Genomic DNA, 16,116 nt, shown 5'->3' with positions numbered 1-16,116 from the left:
GACGGGAGGCGCGAGCGTTGCCTGCGATACTTGATTGCACAATTATCGTCGCGCACGGCGGTGCCCGCAATCGATCGGATTGTGGTAAGGCGGGGCCGCAGTGTTGTTTTTCGGTCCCCGGGGTGCCGGCGCGGGCCGGCAGCGGGGCCGGCCCGCGCCCCGGGCGGAGCCGGATACCCACGGCGGGCCCCTGGCTTGGCAGAGAAATAGGGCAGGAAACCCGCCATCCTCGTCAGAACGGGCCGGCGGCCCGGCGCTATGATCCCCGCCACAATGTCCCGCAAGCGAGGCCGCGCAAAGCACCTCGCCTTGGGACGCAGCGTTTTCCGGACAGCCATCAGCCATGTCAACACCAACCCCCGAGGGCAGCCGGCAGCCAGCCCGCGCCAGCCTCGACCCTGTCGACTGGAGCGCGCTGAGGGCGCAGGGCCACAGCATGCTCGACGATATGCTGGACTACCTCCAGGGCATTCGCGAGCGGCCGGTCTGGCAGCCGATCCCCGACGCGGTGCGCGAGCGCTTCCGCGAGCCCTTGCCGCGCGAGGGAAGCGGGCTGGAGCGGGTGCACCAGACCTTCATGGACAGCATCCTGCCTTATGCCGTGGGCAATGCGCATCCCGGCTTCATGGGCTGGGTGCATGGCGGCGGCACCCCGGTCGGCATGCTGGCGGAAATGCTCGCGGCCGGGCTCAATGCCAACCTCGGTGGCCGCGACCACATCCCGGTCGAGGTGGAGTGGCAGGTGCTGCGCTGGGTGATCGAGCTGTTCGGCTTTCCCCAGGATGCCAGCGGCCTGTTCCTGACCGGCTCCTCCATGGCCAACCTGTGCGGCGTGCTGGCCGCCAGGACCCGGGCACTCGGTGGCGAGGTGCGCGCGAGCGGCGTGGCGCAGGCAGCGTGCCGCCTTACCGCCTATACCTCCGCGCGGGCGCACGGCTGCATCGCGCAAGGCATGGACCTGGCCGGCCTGGGGAAAGACAATCTGCGCTCGATTCCCGTCGACGATCAAGGGCGCATGGATCTGGCCCGCCTCGCCGCCGCCATCGCGGTGGACCGTGCTGCCGGCTTCTCGCCATTCCTCGTCGTCGGCACCGCCGGCACGGTCGATACCGGTGCCATCGACGACCTGGCCGGCATCGCTCGCATGGCACGCCGGGAGCAACTGCACTTCCATGTCGACGGCGCCTTTGGCGCACTTGCCATGCTGTGTCCCCAGCTTGCCCCGCGCCTGCGTGGCATCGAGCAGGCGGACTCGATCGCCTTCGATTTCCACAAGTGGCTGCAAGTCCCCTATGACGCCGGCTTTTTCGTGGTCCGGGACCGGCAATTGCACCTGCGCACCTTTGCCACGCACGAAGGCACCTATCTCAGCCGCGGCGAGCGCGGCATGGCGGCCGGCTCGCCCTGGCCGTGCGACTTCGGCCCGGATCTCTCGCGCGGCTTTCGCGCCCTGAAGACCTGGTTCACGATCAAGGTCTACGGCACCGAGCGGCTGGGCGGCATGATCGCGCATACGTGCGCACTGGCGCAGGAACTCGCGCGCCGCATCCGTGCCGAGCCGGAGCTGGAGCTGCTGGCGCCGGTATCGCTCAATATCGTCTGCTTCCGCTTCACCGGCACCGGGCCCGCGGCGAGCGGCGCCATCGACCAGGTCAATCGCGATCTGGTCGTCGCCTTGCAGGAATCCGGCCTCGCCGCGCCTTCGTCGACGATGCTCGACGGGCGCTTCGCGATCCGGGTTGCCTTGTTCAACCATCGCAGCACCTCGCAGGATATCGATGCCCTGCTTGGCGCGACCCTCGCACTCGGCAAGGCGCTGAGCGCTTCGACATCCGTGCCTGAAGTCAGCGATCTAACACAATGAACGTGAACGCCATCCACGATTCCGCAACCGCCACGCCGGCCCGGGACACGCTGATCGGCCTGCGCCACCTGCTGCGCGCCGCCCATCAGAATGAAGACCTGCGCCCCCTCGGCGCGAAGCTGATCAACCATCTGCAGTCGCAGCCGGATGACGCCAATGCGCTGATGGATCTCTCGCTGGTCCTGCAGCTGCTCGGCGATCATGCGCTTGCCATGACCATCCAGGCCGAGGCGCTGCAGACGCGGCAGCTCTATCACCTGCCGACGCTGCGCGATGGCGCCGTTGGCCTGCGCGTGCTGGCCATCATGGTGTCAGGCGACCTGATGGCGAACACGCCGCTGGAATGCCTGCTGGGCAACTCCGACGTGGCGCTCGACGTGCTGTACGTCACCCCGGAAGAACCGCTGCCGCAGGCCGTGCCGGAGCACGATGTGCTTTTCATTGCCGTTGGCGAATCGGACCGCACCCAGCCCGTGCTGGAGCAACTCCGCGCGCTCGCCGCGATCTGGCCGCGCCCCGTGCTGAACCTGCCGGATCGCCTGCAGCGGCTGTCGCGCGACCGGGCCGCATCGGCGCTGGCGTCGGCACCGGGCATCTGCATGCCGCCCACGCTGCGCGTGGACCGCGAGGTGCTGGCGGCCGTGGCCGGGGAGCAAGCCACGATCGTATCGGTGCTGGGCGAAGGTGGATTCCCGATCATCGTCCGGCCGCTCGGCTCCCATGCCGGCAAGGGGCTGGAAAAGCTCGGCGACGCGGCCGAGCTGGCCGCTTACCTGGCGCAGTCCGGCGAGCCGGCCTTCTATGTGTCGCGCTTCATCGACTACCGGAACGCGGACGGACTGTTCCGCAAATACCGGCTCGTGCTGATCGAGGGGCGTCCCTATGTGTGCCACGTGGGCATTTCCGAGCACTGGATGATCCACTACCTGAATGCCGGCATGGCCGAGAGCGCCGTCAAGCGGGAGGAGGAAGCGGCGATCATGCGCGACTTCGACCACACCTTCGCGCTGCGCCACAAGGATGCCCTGGCACTGATCCAGGCGCGCCTGGATCTCGACTATGTCGGCCTGGATTGCGCCGAGACGCAGGACGGCGAGTTGCTGGTGTTCGAGGCGGACACGGCCATGGTCGTGCACGACATCGACCCGGTCGACCTCTTTCCCTACAAGCAGCCGCAAATGCACAAGATCTTCGCTGCATTCCGGGCCATGCTGATCAATGCCAGCCAGACCGAGCATGCCGGTCGAACGCACGCTGCCGATGCCGCTGCCATCGACGGCTGAGCTGCTGGTCAGCGGCGGCGATCACCGCATCGCGCTGGACCCCGCCACAGGCCGCAACAAGTACGGTTGCGAGCCGCTCGCCTGCGCGGACCTCGCTGCGTTCGGCTCGTCCACGTCTTCGGGAATCTCGCCGGCGGCGTTCGCCGTGGTCGACGAACTGCGCGGCCGGCTCGCCGCCGCGCTGGCGCACCAGACGCCGGCCGAGCTTTATCGCCGCGAGATGGACCGGCTGCGCAGCGAGGTGCTGGCACTGTGCGGCATCGACCAGGCGCAGGACCCCGGGCTCGTTTTCTCGGCGTCGGGCACCGATGTGCACCTGCTTGCCGCGCGGGTAGCCGCGCGCGTGACGGGGGACGGCGACCGCGCTGGCGATGGCGCGCCCGCCAGGCCGCTGGTGATCATGGCGGGCGCGGCCGAAAGTGGCAGCGGTGTGCCCGCGGCGCTCGCCGGGCAGCACTTCAGCACGTATAACGCCCTGGGCCGTACCACCATCCCGGGCGAGTCCCTCGGCCAGTCCTGCGCCAGCGATATCCTCGATGTGCCGATCCGCAATGCCGACGGAACCCTGCGGGATGCGGCCATGGTCGACGCGGAAATCGAGGCGCTGGTCGGCCAGGCCGCGCGTAACGGGCGCCATGTGCTGCTGGTGCTGATCGATGTCTCCAAGACCGGCTGCATCGCGCCGGGCATCTCGTGCGTCATGCGGCTGCGGCGCCGCTGGCCGTCGGTGGTGCAGGTGCTGGTCGATGCCTGCCAGTTCCGCCTTGAACCACGCACCATCCAGGCCTACCTGCGCAGTGGCTTCATGGTGGCGCTGACCGGCTCCAAGTTCCTCACGGGACCCTCGTTCTCCGGCGCCTTGCTGCTGCCAGCGGAGATTGGCGGCAAGCTGCGCCAGCGCGGCGTGCCTGCCCAGCTTCGTATCTACTCCGCGCGCGAGGAATGGCCGCAGGACTGGGCCTGCGCGCAGGCCCTGGGATCCTTCGCCAATTTCGGCCTGCTGCTGCGCTGGCAGGCGGCGGTCCATGAGTTGCGCGCGTTCCGGGCGGTAAGCGCCTCGCAGGTCGAAGGCATCCTGCGGCGCTTTGCCGACGCCGTCGGGCAACGGCTGCACCACGATCCGGCCTTTGCCGCCCTCGATGTACCGGCGCTGGACCGCGCCGCGCTGGACAGTCCGTCGAGCTGGGACGGTATCCAGACCATCCACCCTTTCCTGCTGTACCGGCCCGTCTCGCATGGCGGCAGGGCTCCGCTCAGCCGGGACGAGACCGCCGCCGTCTATCGCCAGTTGCAGATGCCGGCGTCTGGTAGCGGCGCCTGCCAGCTTGGCCAGCCGGTGGATTGTGGCCACCAGGCGGGCGTTCCGGTCAGCGCCCTGCGGCTGTGCATGAGCGCCAGGCTGGCAGTCGATGCCGCGCGCGGCATCGGTCATGAGACGCGCATCATCCGCCAGGCCATGTCTTGCCTCGATGCCGTTGCGGCGCTGGCCCACGGCTGCGCGCCTTCTCTCAACCCGGCGGCGCTAGCGGAAACGGCATTTTCCTGATCCCCGGCGCGGGCATGCCTGCCCGATTCCAGCTCTTGCCCCGGCGCCGATGCCGGCATGCTTCAGCGCGCGGGAGCTGTGGCGATTGCGCCGCCTGGTCGCGCGCTCACGAAAATCTATCCCCACTTTGGTAGGGGGTGAGTATTCCCGACTTCTGCCGTTAGCCGCTTTGCAGCCCGGCGCCGCATGCATGCGGCGCCGGGCTGCACACGCATGAGCCGAAGAGCGACGCGTAGACGATGATCGCCCACACCACAAAAGACGGGCAAGCGGGAACGGGATGGCAGCGGTTCGCCTTGGCGATTCAAAGCAGAAACCTTGGACCAATCCGCAGCGCCAATGTCCTGACGGGACAAGAGGGGATCACCGTGAAGTTCAACAGCCTGTCCATCAAGCGCAAGCTCCTGCTCGGCTTCAGCCTGCTCGCCATCATCACACTGGCCGTCGCCGCGCTCTCGCTGCGCGCGCTGAGCCAGACCACCGAAGGCTTCACCCGCTATCTGCACGGCATGAATGCGCGCGCGGAGATGGCCGCGCAGGTGCGCACCGCCGTCGACCGCCGCGCCATTGCCGCGCGCAACCTCGTGCTGGTGACCAGGCCCGAGGATATCGCCATCGAGAAGACCGAGGCGCTGCGCGCGCACGATGACGTGAAGGCGCACCTGGCGCGGCTCAAGGAGATGGTCCAGGCCAGCGACGCCAGCGAAGGCGCGCGCAAACTGGTGCGCGATATCGACAGCATCGAAACGCGCTACGGGCCGGTGGCCACGGACATCGTCGGCCTGGCGCTTGCCGGCAAGCGTGACGAAGCCATCCTCAAGATGAATGCAGAATGCCGGCCCCTGCTCGCGGCGCTGGTCCAGGCCACCGATGCCTATACACAATTCACCGCCGCACGCCAGGCCGAAACCGTGCAGCGGCTGGGAGAGGACTATCTGGCGCAGCGCAACCTGTTGATCGCCATGTCGATTGGCGCCGTGGTCCTGGCCGCCGCGGGCGGGCTGTTGCTCGCCCGTGCGATCACCGGCCCGCTGCAACTGGCCGTCGGGGTGGCGCAGACGGTAGCCCGCGGCGACCTCGGAAGCAAGATCGTGGCCACCTCGCAGGACGAGGCCGGCCGCCTGTTGTCGTCGCTGGGCGACATGAACGAACGCCTGATCGAGATCGTCTCGCGCGTGCGCCAAGGCTGCGGCAGCATTGCCGGGGCCTCGGCGGAGATCGCCGCGGGCAACGCGGACCTGAGCCGCCGCACTGAAGAGCAGGCGGCCTCGCTCGAAGAAACCGCCGCCAGCATGGAAGAGCTGACCACCACGGTACGCCTGAGCAGCGAGAACGCCAGGCAGGCCAACGACCTCGCCCGCGAAGCCGCCGATATTGCCCAGAGCGGCAGCGTGGCGGTGGGCCGGGTAGTCGATACCATGCAAGGCATCAGCGCCAGTTCCAGCAAGATCGCCGACATTACCGGCATGATCGAGGGGATCGCCTTCCAGACCAATATCCTGGCGCTCAACGCGGCGGTGGAAGCCGCGCGCGCAGGCGAGCAGGGCCGCGGGTTCGCGGTGGTGGCCAGCGAAGTGCGCAGCCTGGCCCAGCGCTCGTCCGGCGCAGCCAAGGAGATCAAGGAACTGATTTCAGGTTCGATGCGGCAGATCGAGGACGGCTCGACGCTCGCCGGCGAAGCAGGGCGGACCATGGCATCGGTGACCCAGGCCGTGGCGCGCGTCAGCGGCATCGTGGAGGAAATTGCCGGCGCGGCGCAGGAGCAAAGCCGCGGCATCGAGCAGGTCAACACCGCGATCTCGCAGATGGACCAGGTCACGCAGCAGAACGCAGCCATGGTCGAGCAGGCCGCCAGCGCATCGCGCGCGTTGCAGGATCAGGGCCGGGACCTGGATGAAGCGGTGGCGTTCTTCCGCCTGCCTGGCACCGGCAGTGGCCGCCGCCAGGCACCGGACCGGGCGGCCACGACCGGGCCGGTTGCCACCGGCATGCGATCGCTTGGCGCGCGCGGCGTGCCGGCCCCCTAGACCAGCGTCAGGGTCACGTCGATATTGCCGCGAGTGGCATTCGAATAGGGGCAGACCTGATGGGCTTGCTCGACCAGCTTCTCGGCCTCGGCGCGATCGAATCCCGGAATCGAAATCTTCAGTTCGACCTGGATGGCGAAGCCTTGCGGGATCGGGCCGATGCCGACCGCGCCTTCGATCGAGGTATCGGCCGGCAGCGTGATCTTCTGCTGTCCGGCTACGAAACGCATGGCCCCGATAAAGCAGGCAGAGTAGCCGGCAGCAAACAGTTGTTCGGGATTGACGCCATTGCCGGCGCCACCCATTTCCTTGGGCAGCGCGAGCTTCACGTCGAGCAGGCCGTCCGACGATGCAGCGCGGCCATCGCGCCCTCCGGTGGCGGTGGCATGGGCGGTGTAGATAGCTTTTTCCAGCTTCATGATGACTCCTTGAGAAGGGCCCGCGGCCAAGTGTTGGCGGGTTGGTGAAGTCGGTTCAACAGCTGCCGCGGGCGGCCTCCCTGGGAGCCCGCGGCGGATCTCGTCGATCGTGCATCGCGTCGCGCACGGCCAGGCCGCCTTGCGCGAGGCCTTGTGCAAACCGGCTTCACTCAGCCGAGAAGCGTCAGCAGCTTCTGCGCAGTGGCCGTGGATGAGGCGGGATTCTGACCGGTAATCAAGAGGCCGTCGACGATCGCAAAGCTCTGCCAATCGTCCACCTTCTCGAACAGGCCGCCGAGCCGCTTGAGTTCATCCTCGACAAGAAACGGGACGACCTTGGTCAGCTGGACTGCCTCTTCCTCCGTATTGGTGAAACCCGTTACGCGCCGGCCCTTCACGATCGGCTGGCCGTCGATAACGACGCGGTGCAGGACGGCGGGGGCATGGCAGACTGTCGCCACCGGCTTTCCGGCGTTGTAGAACGCCTCGATCAATGCGATCGAGTTCTTGTCTTCGGTCAGGTCCCACATCGGACCGTGGCCGCCCGGATAGAAGACCGCGTCATAGTCATCGGCCTTCACGCCGGCGAGCTTGACCGTGCTGGCGAGGACCGCCTGCGCAGCCGTGTCTTCCTTGAATCGCTTTGTCAGTTCGGTCTGGCCCTCGGGCTCGTCGCTCTTCGGATCGAGCGGCGGCTGGCCACCCTTGGGAGAAGCAACCGTGATCGTTACTCCCGCGTCGAGGAATGTGTAGTAAGGGGCGACAAACTCTTCGAGCCAGAATCCAGTCTTCTTCCCCGTATTTCCCAACTGATCGTGGGAGGTCAGTACCATCAGAATCTTCATCATCGTGCTCCTTGGGCCGGGACTGCGTTACCCCGCCGGGACGGCGGGCGCCGCCTCCGGCCTGAAGCCACGGCGCCCCCTTTTCGTCCATCGCCCCCTCCTTGCCGGGCGGCCGATGCGCTCTTCATCTTAGCAGCAGGGTACGGCGCAATCAAAAAACGGATGGTGATGGAATTGGAAATTATGACGAAGCGGTATCTTTATGATTCGGTTACGTTCAATAAATCAATATTTATGAATTGACAATTAATATTCTATTTATTGTTGCGTGGACGGGGTTTGCCCGGACAATGCCGCCCGCGTCGCGCGACGCTGGATCTTGCTCTCCTTGCCTATACTAAGGAGCCAGATAGCGGCGAGCCTGTTCAAGGAGCGTCCTCGAAAAGGCCGGCCCGCGTGCGTTTCCGGCGGTGCCGTCGGCTCTCGCGATTGGTTTATGGAGGCGATGATGGTGGTATAGCGTCACTTGCCGCAACCAAGGATCCCAAATGTCTAAGACAAATAAAGACCGGCAGATCTTTATGGAATGCCGTACGCCAGAATACTGGAGAGTCACGCTCAATCATCCTCCTTTCAATATTTTCGGGCCGGATAGCATCCCGCAATTGAATGAAGTCATCACTGCGCTGGAATCGGACAAGGACGTCAAGGTCGTCGTTTTCGAAAGTGCCGTGCCGGGTTTTTTCCTGACGCACTATGACTTCACCCGCGATCTTGAAGAGTCGACAAGCATGGCGCCCGGGCCAACGGGCATGCACCCGCTGCCGGATATGCTGGTGCGCCTGAGTCGCGCCCCGGTCGTGTCGATCGCGTCTATTCGCGGACGGGCGACTGGCGTGGGCAGCGAGTTGTCGCTCGCCAGCGACATGCGCTTCGCGAGTCGGGAAAAGGCCATCCTTTCGCAGTGGGAGGTCGGCGCCGCGCTTGTTCCCGGTGGCGGCCCGATGGCACGGTTGCCTCGCCTGATGGGACGAGGGCGCGCCCTTGAGGTGCTGCTGGGGGCCGACGATATCGACGGCGACCTCGCGGAGAGATATGGCTACGTGAATCGCTCGTTGCCGGATTCCGAACTGGACGCCTTTGTGGAAGCGCTCGCCTTGCGGATCGCCTCGTTCGACAAGCAAGCCATTGCCGACACCAAGCGCCTGGTCGACATCGCCAGCTTGCCGCCCGACGCCGAGATTCGCCTCGAATGGGATGCTTTCATTACATCGGTGGGTCGTCCGCAGGCCCAGAGAAAGGTAGGCGAGTTGCTGAAGCTCGGCCTGCAGGAGAATGCCGACGTCGAAGCGCGACTTGGCTATTACACCAGTACCCTGGGAAATTGAAGGCCTGGCGCCGAACCTGTGGCCATCCGCGATAGAGCCCGCGCCAGTGTCGTGTCAGGGCAGCGGCACTGGCTCGGCAAAGGCCTGCAGGAAAGCGAGCGACGGCTTTGCCGCCACGAGCCGGTTGATTTCTGTTTTCAGTTCATCCGCGGGAAGCCAGGGGTAGGTCAATCCTGCCTGCAGGGCCGCCAGCGTGGCCGCCATCGGATCGGCCACCGAGTCCATCCGCTCGATATGTATGTGCAGGCTGGCGATGCGCGCCGGGCCATCGGCCTGCGCAAAGCCCCAGCGGTAGTAGCCCTTGCCAAGCCGGAGAACGTTGGCGGCGGTTTCGCGCATTGCCACCAGCCAGGGGACAACAATGCTGTCTCCCACCAGGGCGAGTTCGTCGGCGACGTAGTAGGTACGGCAGGCATCGAAGGTCTTGGCAAACTCCGTGACGAGCGTGGCGGCGATGCCCTGTGCACCCTCGGTCTTCGCAGGAAAGGCGATCGTATCGGTGTTGATCGAGATCGTCAGCGTAGCGTCTTGCGCAAAGGCCTCATGGATCAGTTCCGGGCGGTTGTTGTCCTTGGCCCGGACATAGGTCTCCAGGAGTGACTTGGCGGTATGCAAGGGGATCGGGTTCATGGCATGTCTTGAGCAGCGAAGGGATGGAGGCGCCCGGAAGGGCGGAAATCCGGCTTGTCGCTGCAGCTTCCCGCCGCGTAGCCGGGTTGTTTGCTAGAATTTGGCACAAAGCTTGCTTGAAAAGCTATGTGGAGCAATTGCCTGTGGCGACAACTACCGGAAACAAAACCCTGACGATCACCAATCCGGCGTGCCTCGTCGATGGTTCTGACGTCGAGTTCCGTCATCTCGTGAACGGACTGCTGCCATTCGCCGCAAGGCTGCTTTCGGTGCGGGACGGCTTCGGCAGCGTGATTGGCCTGACCGGGGTCCAGTACTCGCTGATCCGGTCCATTGCGCATCTCTCCCAGCAAGGTGAGGTGACCGTGAACCAGCTGGCCGATCATCTTCACCTCAGCGGCGCCTTCGTCACCCTCGAGACCGGCAAGCTGAAGAAGCTGGGCCTGATCGACAAGAAGGCCCACCCCGACGACAAGCGCAAGATGCGCCTGACCATCACGGCCGCGGGCACGCGCTTGCTCAATGAACTGTTGCCCCTGCAGCAGCAGATCAACGACGTGTTGTTCGACGGCGTGAGTCGCACCGAATTCAAGGTCTTGTGCTCCGTTGTCGACAGGCTCGTCGCCAACGGAGACCGGGCCGCGCTTGACCTCGAGCACCTCCAGGCGCGCCGGCAAACGGTCCAGCCCGCGCGAGGTGGCGCCAGGGAGCGCTGACAGCTTCAGTGCGCGGCCCACTGGATGGTGCGCAGATCGATACCCTCCTGGTGCATGTCCCAGAGCGGGCTGAGTTCGCGCAGCCTGGAAACGGTGGCGGTGACAAGCCGGATCACTTCATCGACTTCCGCCTCGGTGGTGTAGCGGCCCAGCGTGAAGCGAATCGAGCTGTGCGCCAGCTCATCGCTGCGGCCGAGCGCACGCAGCACGAACGATGGCTCGAGCGAGGCCGAGGTGCAAGCGGATCCGGAAGAGACGGCGACACCCTTGATGCCCATGATCAGGGATTCGCCTTCGACGAAGTTGAAGCTGATATTCAGGTTGTGCGGGATTCGCTGCCGCAGGCTCCCGTTCACATAGACTTCGTCGAGTTGCGTCAGCCCCGCCAGCAACCTGTCCCTCAAGGCCCCGACGCGGCCTGCCTCTTCTGCAAGCTCCACCCTCGCAAGCCTGAACGCTTCGCCCATGCCCACGATCTGGTGCGTCGGCAGGGTGCCTGAGCGCATGCCGCGCTCATGTCCGCCGCCGTGGATCTGCGCCTCGAGGCGGATCCTGGGCTTGCGCCGCACATAGAGCGCGCCGATCCCCTTGGGGCCATAGACCTTGTGCGCGGTCACGGTGAGCAGATCGATCTTGAGCGCAGCGAGGTCAATGGGGATCTTGCCCGCCGCCTGCACCGCGTCGCAATGGAACACGATGCCCGCCGCGCGGCAGATCTCGCCGATCTGCGCAACCGGCTGGATGACGCCGATCTCATTGTTGACCATCATCACCGACACCAGGATCGTATCCGGCCGCAAGGCAGCGCGCAGCGCGCCGAGATCGATCAGGCCGTCTTCCTGCACCTCGAGATAACTTACCTCGAATCCTTGCCTCTCGAGTTCGCGGCAGGTATCGAGCACGGCCTTGTGCTCGGTCCTGACGGTGACAATGTGCCTTCCCTTGCCGCGATAGAAATGCGCCGCACCCTTGATGGCGAGGTTGTTGCCTTCCGTCGCGCCGGATGTCCAGACGATCTCCCGCGGATCGGCATTCAGCAGTGCCGCCACATGGGAGCGTGCCGTCTCCACCGCTTCCTCGGCATGCCATCCGTAGGCATGGCTGCGCGAAGCAGGATTGCCGAAATGCTGGTGCAGGAAGGGCACCATTTCATCGACGACCCGTCTGTCGACAGGCGTCGTCGCACTGTAATCCATATAGATCGGATAGGTCCTGGGTGCTGTGTGCATGCTGCTTCTACGCTGACGGCTGATGGGTTGGCGTCGCAGGGAAGAGCGATCCCTGCGCGGGAAAGTGGAGCGGAGTCTAGCACCGCGCGCGCTCCATCTGCGCTGGCGCCACACCGGCGGTAGGGTTGTTGGATGGCCCTGGCGTGGTCCGCCTGCAGTCACCCGAAATCCGGAGACGATCGTCCAGCCCTTGTGCAGCAAGGCTTTGCGGCGCAAATCCGGTCCGCCAGCGTAGCGCGCTCCCGCTCCTCCTAGGGTTTTTACCAACTTGAATAGCAGTGTTGCATAGCATTCAATAACACCTAATTTACAAAGGTAATAAACAAAGCAACAAGGCAACGACAACATGTGTAGGAGTAGCGATGTCTGAGTCATCTGTCGGTACCGGCTTCGACGCCGAAGCGCAGCGCCGCTTCAGGAATGCGCTGGCAATGTTCGCGACGGGCGTGGCGGTGATCACCGCGCCCAGGGAGGAGATGCCGGTCGGCATCACGGTCGCGTCGTTCAACTCGGTTTCCCTCGATCCGCCTCTGGTCCTGTTCTCGGTGGATCGCCGCTGCCTGAGCCTGGCGGACCTATACACGGCGCCGCGCTACGCGGTCAACGTGCTCGCCGAGGCCCAGCAGGATATGTCGAACCGGTTTGCGAAGGCGAACTCCGGGAAGTGGGAAGGCATCGACTATTCGGCGCGCGACAGCCGCGGCCACGTGCTCCTGCCCGACGCCCTGGCCGCCTTCGAATGCGAGCCGTATGCGCAGCATGACGGTGGCGATCACGTGATCTTCATCGGGCGGGTGATCCGCTATCAGGCCCGGCATGACGGCCGGCCCCTGATCTTCTTTGGCGGCAGGTACCGGGCACTCGAGAGCAGCCCGGCAGCCGCCTGAATCCACAGCAAGCAGGCAATCAGGAGAAAAGACATGGTTAAGACCGGAAACCAGCACATCGAGATGCTGCGCGATGGCCGAGAGGTCTATCTGGACGGCAAGCGCGTGACCGACGTCACGAGCCACCCGGCGTTCCGCAACTCGATTCGCAGCTACGCCAATCTCTACGATTTCCAGGCGCGCCCGGAGAACATCGGGAAGATGACGTTCCAGCCCGAGGGCACGCACAAGCGCGTGAGCCGGATCTGGGAATTGCCGACCAGCTACAACGAACTGGTCGAGCGCCGCCAGATGCTGGAGGCCTGGACCGAGCTGCACTACGGCTTCATGGGCCGCTCTCCCGACCACGTCGCCTCCTGCATATCGGGCATGTATATGGGGATCGACGTGTTCGAGCAGGCCGACCCCGCACGCGCCGGCGCCTTGCGCGACTACTACAGGTACGCCCGCGACAACGACCTGTTCCTGACCTACGTCATCGTGAATCCGCAGGCGAACCAGTCCAAGTCGGCACATGAGCAGGAAGACAAGTATCTCGCCGTCGGGATCGTGGACCAGGACGCCGAGGGCATCACGGTCAGGGGCGCGAAGATGCTGGCCACCAGCGGGATCATGGCCAACGAGGTCTTCTGCAGCTGCATCCAGCCGCTGCGCGAGGGCGACGACATGTACGCGCTGTCCTTCGCCGTGCCGATGAACACGAAGGGGCTGAAGGTGATGTCCCGCAAGTCGTACGAGGAGAACGCTACCTCGGTCTTCGACAACCCGCTGGCAAGCCGCTATGACGAGAACGACGCCGTTCTCTACTTCGACGATGTGAAGGTGCCCTGGGAGCGGATCTTCGTCGCGGGCGACGTCGCGATGTGCGCGAAGCAGTTCCATGCCACGCCGGCGCACAGCTACCAGAACTATCAATGCCAGGTTCGCCTGATGGTGAAGCTGCGCTTCCTGGTCGGGATCGCGCTCAAGATCACCGAAGTCAACGGCACGAACAGCTTCCCGCAGGTCAGGGAGATGCTCGGCCAGCTTGCCGCCGAGGCCGGGATGGTCGAAGCGTGGGTCTACGCCATGGAGGCCAAGGGGCAGGTCAACAACAATGGCTACTACATTCCCGATCGCAGCATGCTGTATGGCTCGCAGGTCCTGACCCAGCAGCTCTATGCAAAGGTGCTCGGCACGCTGCGCGAGCTGGCCGGTGGCGGCATGATCATGCTGCCGTCGAGCATCAATGACTTCGCGAATCCCGCGCTGGCGGAAATCATTGCGAAGACGCAGAAGTCGCCCGCCTGCAGCCCCGAGGAGCGGGTCAAGTTCTTCAAGCTGGCATGGGACGCGGTCGGCTCAGAGTTCGCGTCGCGCCACAACCAGTACGAGATGTTCTACGCCGGCGCCTCCTTTGTCACCAAGGGGCATGCCTACCGGACCTACGACTGGAAGGGTGCCGCGAATCTGGTCGACAACATGCTGGGCAGCTATTCCCTCGACGGCGAGTTGGCCCGCCTGGCCCAGGCCGCCTGAGCTGACCTTCAACGCAGTCCCCTTCGCGCTATCCATCACCACACCTACGGAGATCAACATGGCGATCAACAAACTCCACGACGAGTTCCACTCCCTGGACCTTGCATCCGGCTGGGAGGTCCCGCACGGCTATCCCTCGGGCATCCAGCAGAAGATCCTGTCCGGCTCGCTCGACGAGCGCGGCCGCAGCGGCAGCCGTACCCGCCTGCTGCGCTTCCAGCCCGGCGTGTTTACTACCTCGCCGTTCGTTCACGAGTACTGGGAGGAAGTCTATCTCGTGAGCGGCGACCTGACCGTCGGCAACGACGTCAACGGAGAGGGCGGCGAAGCCTTCGCGCCCAACACCTACGCTTGCCGTCCGCCCGGCGCATTCCACGGTCCGTTCAAGTCGGACGGCGGCTGCATGCTGCTGGAAATCCACTACTTCGACCCCGCCTGATCGTGGCCCCGACCCTGGAAGCGACGCTGCACCTGCTGGCGAGCGGTGGCGCAAATGCAAAGTCCTTGCTGGCATCGTGCGTCGAGCGGATCTGCAATCCCGCCGGCGAAGGCGGGCGGGTCTTTCCGCACGGCGTCAGCATGGCGGCGCGAAAGCAGGCCGCGGCCTGCGACATGCTGCGCGAGCAGGGCGTTGCCGGCCCGCTCGCCGGCGTGCCGCTCTCGGTCAAGGATCTGTTCGACGTGCAAGGCGATGTCACGCGGGCCGGCGCCCGCGTGTTGCCGGAAGTGCCTGCCAGCCACGATGCGCTCGCCATCGGGCGCCTGCGGGCGGCGGGTGCCGTCTTCGTCGGTCGCACCAACATGAGCGAATTCGCTTACTCGGGCGTCGGCATCAATCCGCACTATGGCACGCCGCGGAATCCCTTCGACCGCTCCGCGGCACGCATCCCGGGCGGATCGTCCGCCGGGGCCGCGGTCTCGGTCACCGACGGCATGGCTCTTGCCGCGATAGGCTCGGATACCGGCGGGTCCTGCCGCATTCCGGCAGCCCTGTGCGGCATCACCGGTTTCAAGCCCACGGCGAGCCGCGTGCCGTTGCGTGGCACCGTGCCCCTGTCGTCCAGCTACGACTCGGTCGGCTGCCTGGCCAGCACGGTGGCGTGTTGCGCCGCCATCGACGCCGTGATGGCCGGCGAGGACCTGGCTGCGCTGAAGCCGGTGCCGGTGGCAGGCCTGCGCCTGGCGGTACCGGCCGGGCTGGTACTCGAAGGCATGACGGACGAAGTGGCGCAGACGTATAAACGCGCCCTGTGCCGGCTTTCGGCGGCGGGCGCATTGCTGCGGGACGTTTGGTTCGACAGCTGGAACAGTCTTGCCGAAATCGGCGCCGACGGCGGGCTTGTCGCAGCGGAAGCCAGCGCCTGGCATGGCGACCTGATGGCAGCGCATGCCGGGCGCTACGATCCCCGCGTATTGTCGCGCATCCGCCTGGCTGACGGCCAGCGTGCCGCCGACTACCTGCGCATGCTCAAGCGCCGGGCCGCGCTGTGCCGGCAGGCGGACGCGGAACTGACCGGCTTTGACGCCGTGGTCCTGCCCACCGTGCCGATCGTGGCTCCCCGCATCGCCGATCTCGACGATGACGAGGCGTTCTTCAAGACCAATCGGCTGCTACTGCGCAACCCCGCCATCGCCAACATGCTCGACCTGTGTTCGCTGTCCGTTCCTTGCCATCGGCCGGGAGACGCGCCTGTCGGCCTGATGCTGTTCGGCCGCCACCTGGCCGACCGCAGGCTGCTGGCCATCGGCATGGGTGTGGAGAAGGTGCTGCAGCAGGACCGGCGCTAGGCAAGCACCGGCGACGATTCCAGACGCAACGAAAAA

General features: G+C 65.5%; 14 protein-coding genes. 10 read left to right on the top strand and 4 right to left on the bottom strand.

The annotated features are described in order from the left end of the window. Positions 1-343: 343 nt before the first annotated feature. The 4 genes from AC1DKV_RS12090 to AC1DKV_RS12075 all read left to right on the top strand — a co-directional run bounded on the left by AC1DKV_RS12090 (position 344) and on the right by AC1DKV_RS12075 (position 6,720). Entirely contained in the window at positions 344-1,864 is a 1,521-nt protein-coding gene (locus tag AC1DKV_RS12090) for a pyridoxal phosphate-dependent decarboxylase family protein (RefSeq protein ID WP_441614712.1), read from the top strand. Continuing rightward, complete coding sequence (locus AC1DKV_RS12085) at positions 1,861-3,147, top strand: ATP-grasp domain-containing protein (RefSeq protein ID WP_441614710.1); 1,287 nt, start codon at positions 1,861-1,863, stop codon at positions 3,145-3,147. The genes AC1DKV_RS12090 and AC1DKV_RS12085 overlap by 4 nt, the downstream gene beginning before the upstream one ends. Next, the gene (locus AC1DKV_RS12080; RefSeq protein ID WP_441614708.1) at positions 3,101-4,693 is read left to right on the top strand and encodes a hypothetical protein; all 1,593 of its coding nucleotides are present in this window, start codon (positions 3,101-3,103) and stop codon (positions 4,691-4,693) included. Before AC1DKV_RS12085 ends, AC1DKV_RS12080 begins: the two co-directional genes overlap by 47 nt. 368 nt (positions 4,694-5,061) lie before the next feature. Next, entirely contained in the window at positions 5,062-6,720 is a 1,659-nt protein-coding gene (locus AC1DKV_RS12075; protein ID WP_441614706.1) for a methyl-accepting chemotaxis protein, read from the top strand. Here AC1DKV_RS12075 and AC1DKV_RS12070 read toward each other — a convergent pair. Both AC1DKV_RS12070 and AC1DKV_RS12065 read right to left on the bottom strand, forming a co-directional pair. Next, positions 6,717-7,139 carry an organic hydroperoxide resistance protein gene (locus tag AC1DKV_RS12070; protein ID WP_441614704.1) on the bottom strand — a complete coding sequence of 141 codons (423 nt, stop codon included), beginning with the start codon at positions 7,137-7,139 and terminating at the stop codon, positions 6,717-6,719. The genes AC1DKV_RS12075 and AC1DKV_RS12070 overlap by 4 nt on opposite strands. Positions 7,140-7,309: 170 nt before the next feature. Further along, on the bottom strand, positions 7,310-7,984 hold the full coding sequence (locus AC1DKV_RS12065; protein ID WP_441614763.1) for a type 1 glutamine amidotransferase domain-containing protein: 675 nt from the start codon (positions 7,982-7,984) through the stop codon (positions 7,310-7,312). 488 nt (positions 7,985-8,472) lie between these two features. Here AC1DKV_RS12065 and AC1DKV_RS12060 point away from each other — a divergent pair, with 488 nt between their 5' ends. Then, complete coding sequence (locus tag AC1DKV_RS12060; protein WP_441614702.1) at positions 8,473-9,312, top strand: enoyl-CoA hydratase/isomerase family protein; 840 nt, start codon at positions 8,473-8,475, stop codon at positions 9,310-9,312. Positions 9,313-9,366: 54 nt separating this feature from the next. Here the strand turns inward: AC1DKV_RS12060 and AC1DKV_RS12055 are convergent, their stop codons facing one another. Further along, positions 9,367-9,942 carry a hypothetical protein gene (locus AC1DKV_RS12055; RefSeq protein WP_441614700.1) on the bottom strand — a complete coding sequence of 192 codons (576 nt, stop codon included), beginning with the start codon at positions 9,940-9,942 and terminating at the stop codon, positions 9,367-9,369. A gap of 143 nt (positions 9,943-10,085) precedes the next feature. Here AC1DKV_RS12055 and AC1DKV_RS12050 point away from each other — a divergent pair, with 143 nt between their 5' ends. Further along, on the top strand, positions 10,086-10,658 hold the full coding sequence (locus tag AC1DKV_RS12050; protein ID WP_441614761.1) for a MarR family winged helix-turn-helix transcriptional regulator: 573 nt from the start codon (positions 10,086-10,088) through the stop codon (positions 10,656-10,658). 5 nt (positions 10,659-10,663) lie between these two features. Here AC1DKV_RS12050 and AC1DKV_RS12045 read toward each other — a convergent pair whose 3' ends face one another. After that, entirely contained in the window at positions 10,664-11,887 is a 1,224-nt protein-coding gene (locus AC1DKV_RS12045; RefSeq protein WP_441614759.1) for an IscS subfamily cysteine desulfurase, read from the bottom strand. Positions 11,888-12,249: 362 nt separating this feature from the next. Between AC1DKV_RS12045 and AC1DKV_RS12040 the strand changes: the two genes are divergently transcribed. From AC1DKV_RS12040 to AC1DKV_RS12025, 4 genes are read left to right on the top strand one after another with little or no spacing between them, the layout of a single operon-like run. Beyond that, positions 12,250-12,774, top strand: coding sequence for a flavin reductase family protein (locus AC1DKV_RS12040; protein ID WP_441614698.1), 525 nt, complete (start codon positions 12,250-12,252; stop codon positions 12,772-12,774). 33 nt (positions 12,775-12,807) lie between these two features. Then, positions 12,808-14,292, top strand: a complete 1,485-nt coding sequence (locus AC1DKV_RS12035; protein WP_441614696.1) for a 4-hydroxyphenylacetate 3-hydroxylase family protein — start codon at positions 12,808-12,810, stop codon at positions 14,290-14,292. Positions 14,293-14,350: 58 nt separating this feature from the next. After that, complete coding sequence (locus AC1DKV_RS12030) at positions 14,351-14,731, top strand: cupin domain-containing protein (protein ID WP_441614694.1); 381 nt, start codon at positions 14,351-14,353, stop codon at positions 14,729-14,731. Positions 14,732-14,733: 2 nt separating this feature from the next. Then, entirely contained in the window at positions 14,734-16,080 is a 1,347-nt protein-coding gene (locus AC1DKV_RS12025; RefSeq protein ID WP_441614692.1) for an amidase, read from the top strand. Positions 16,081-16,116 lie beyond the last annotated feature (36 nt).

The sequence above is a fragment of the Cupriavidus sp. 05T41 genome, from assembly GCF_056396525.1.
This window is presented reverse-complemented; position numbering and strand designations above follow the sequence as displayed.

Bases quoted from the DNA above. Each gene is read 5' to 3' on its own strand.
- AC1DKV_RS12090 (WP_441614712.1), top strand. From the start codon at position 344: ATGTCAACACCAACCCCCGAGGGCAGCCGGCAGCCAGCCCGCGCCAGC.
- AC1DKV_RS12085 (WP_441614710.1), top strand. From the start codon at position 1,861: ATGAACGTGAACGCCATCCACGATTCCGCAACCGCCACGCCGGCCCGG.
- AC1DKV_RS12080 (WP_441614708.1), top strand. From the start codon at position 3,101: ATGCCGGTCGAACGCACGCTGCCGATGCCGCTGCCATCGACGGCTGAG.
- AC1DKV_RS12070 (WP_441614704.1), bottom strand. From the start codon at position 7,139: ATGAAGCTGGAAAAAGCTATCTACACCGCCCATGCCACCGCCACCGGA.
- AC1DKV_RS12065 (WP_441614763.1), bottom strand. From the start codon at position 7,984: ATGAAGATTCTGATGGTACTGACCTCCCACGATCAGTTGGGAAATACG.
- AC1DKV_RS12060 (WP_441614702.1), top strand. From the start codon at position 8,473: ATGTCTAAGACAAATAAAGACCGGCAGATCTTTATGGAATGCCGTACG.
- AC1DKV_RS12055 (WP_441614700.1), bottom strand. From the start codon at position 9,942: ATGAACCCGATCCCCTTGCATACCGCCAAGTCACTCCTGGAGACCTAT.
- AC1DKV_RS12045 (WP_441614759.1), bottom strand. From the start codon at position 11,887: ATGCACACAGCACCCAGGACCTATCCGATCTATATGGATTACAGTGCG.
- AC1DKV_RS12040 (WP_441614698.1), top strand. From the start codon at position 12,250: ATGTCTGAGTCATCTGTCGGTACCGGCTTCGACGCCGAAGCGCAGCGC.
- AC1DKV_RS12035 (WP_441614696.1), top strand. From the start codon at position 12,808: ATGGTTAAGACCGGAAACCAGCACATCGAGATGCTGCGCGATGGCCGA.
- AC1DKV_RS12030 (WP_441614694.1), top strand. From the start codon at position 14,351: ATGGCGATCAACAAACTCCACGACGAGTTCCACTCCCTGGACCTTGCA.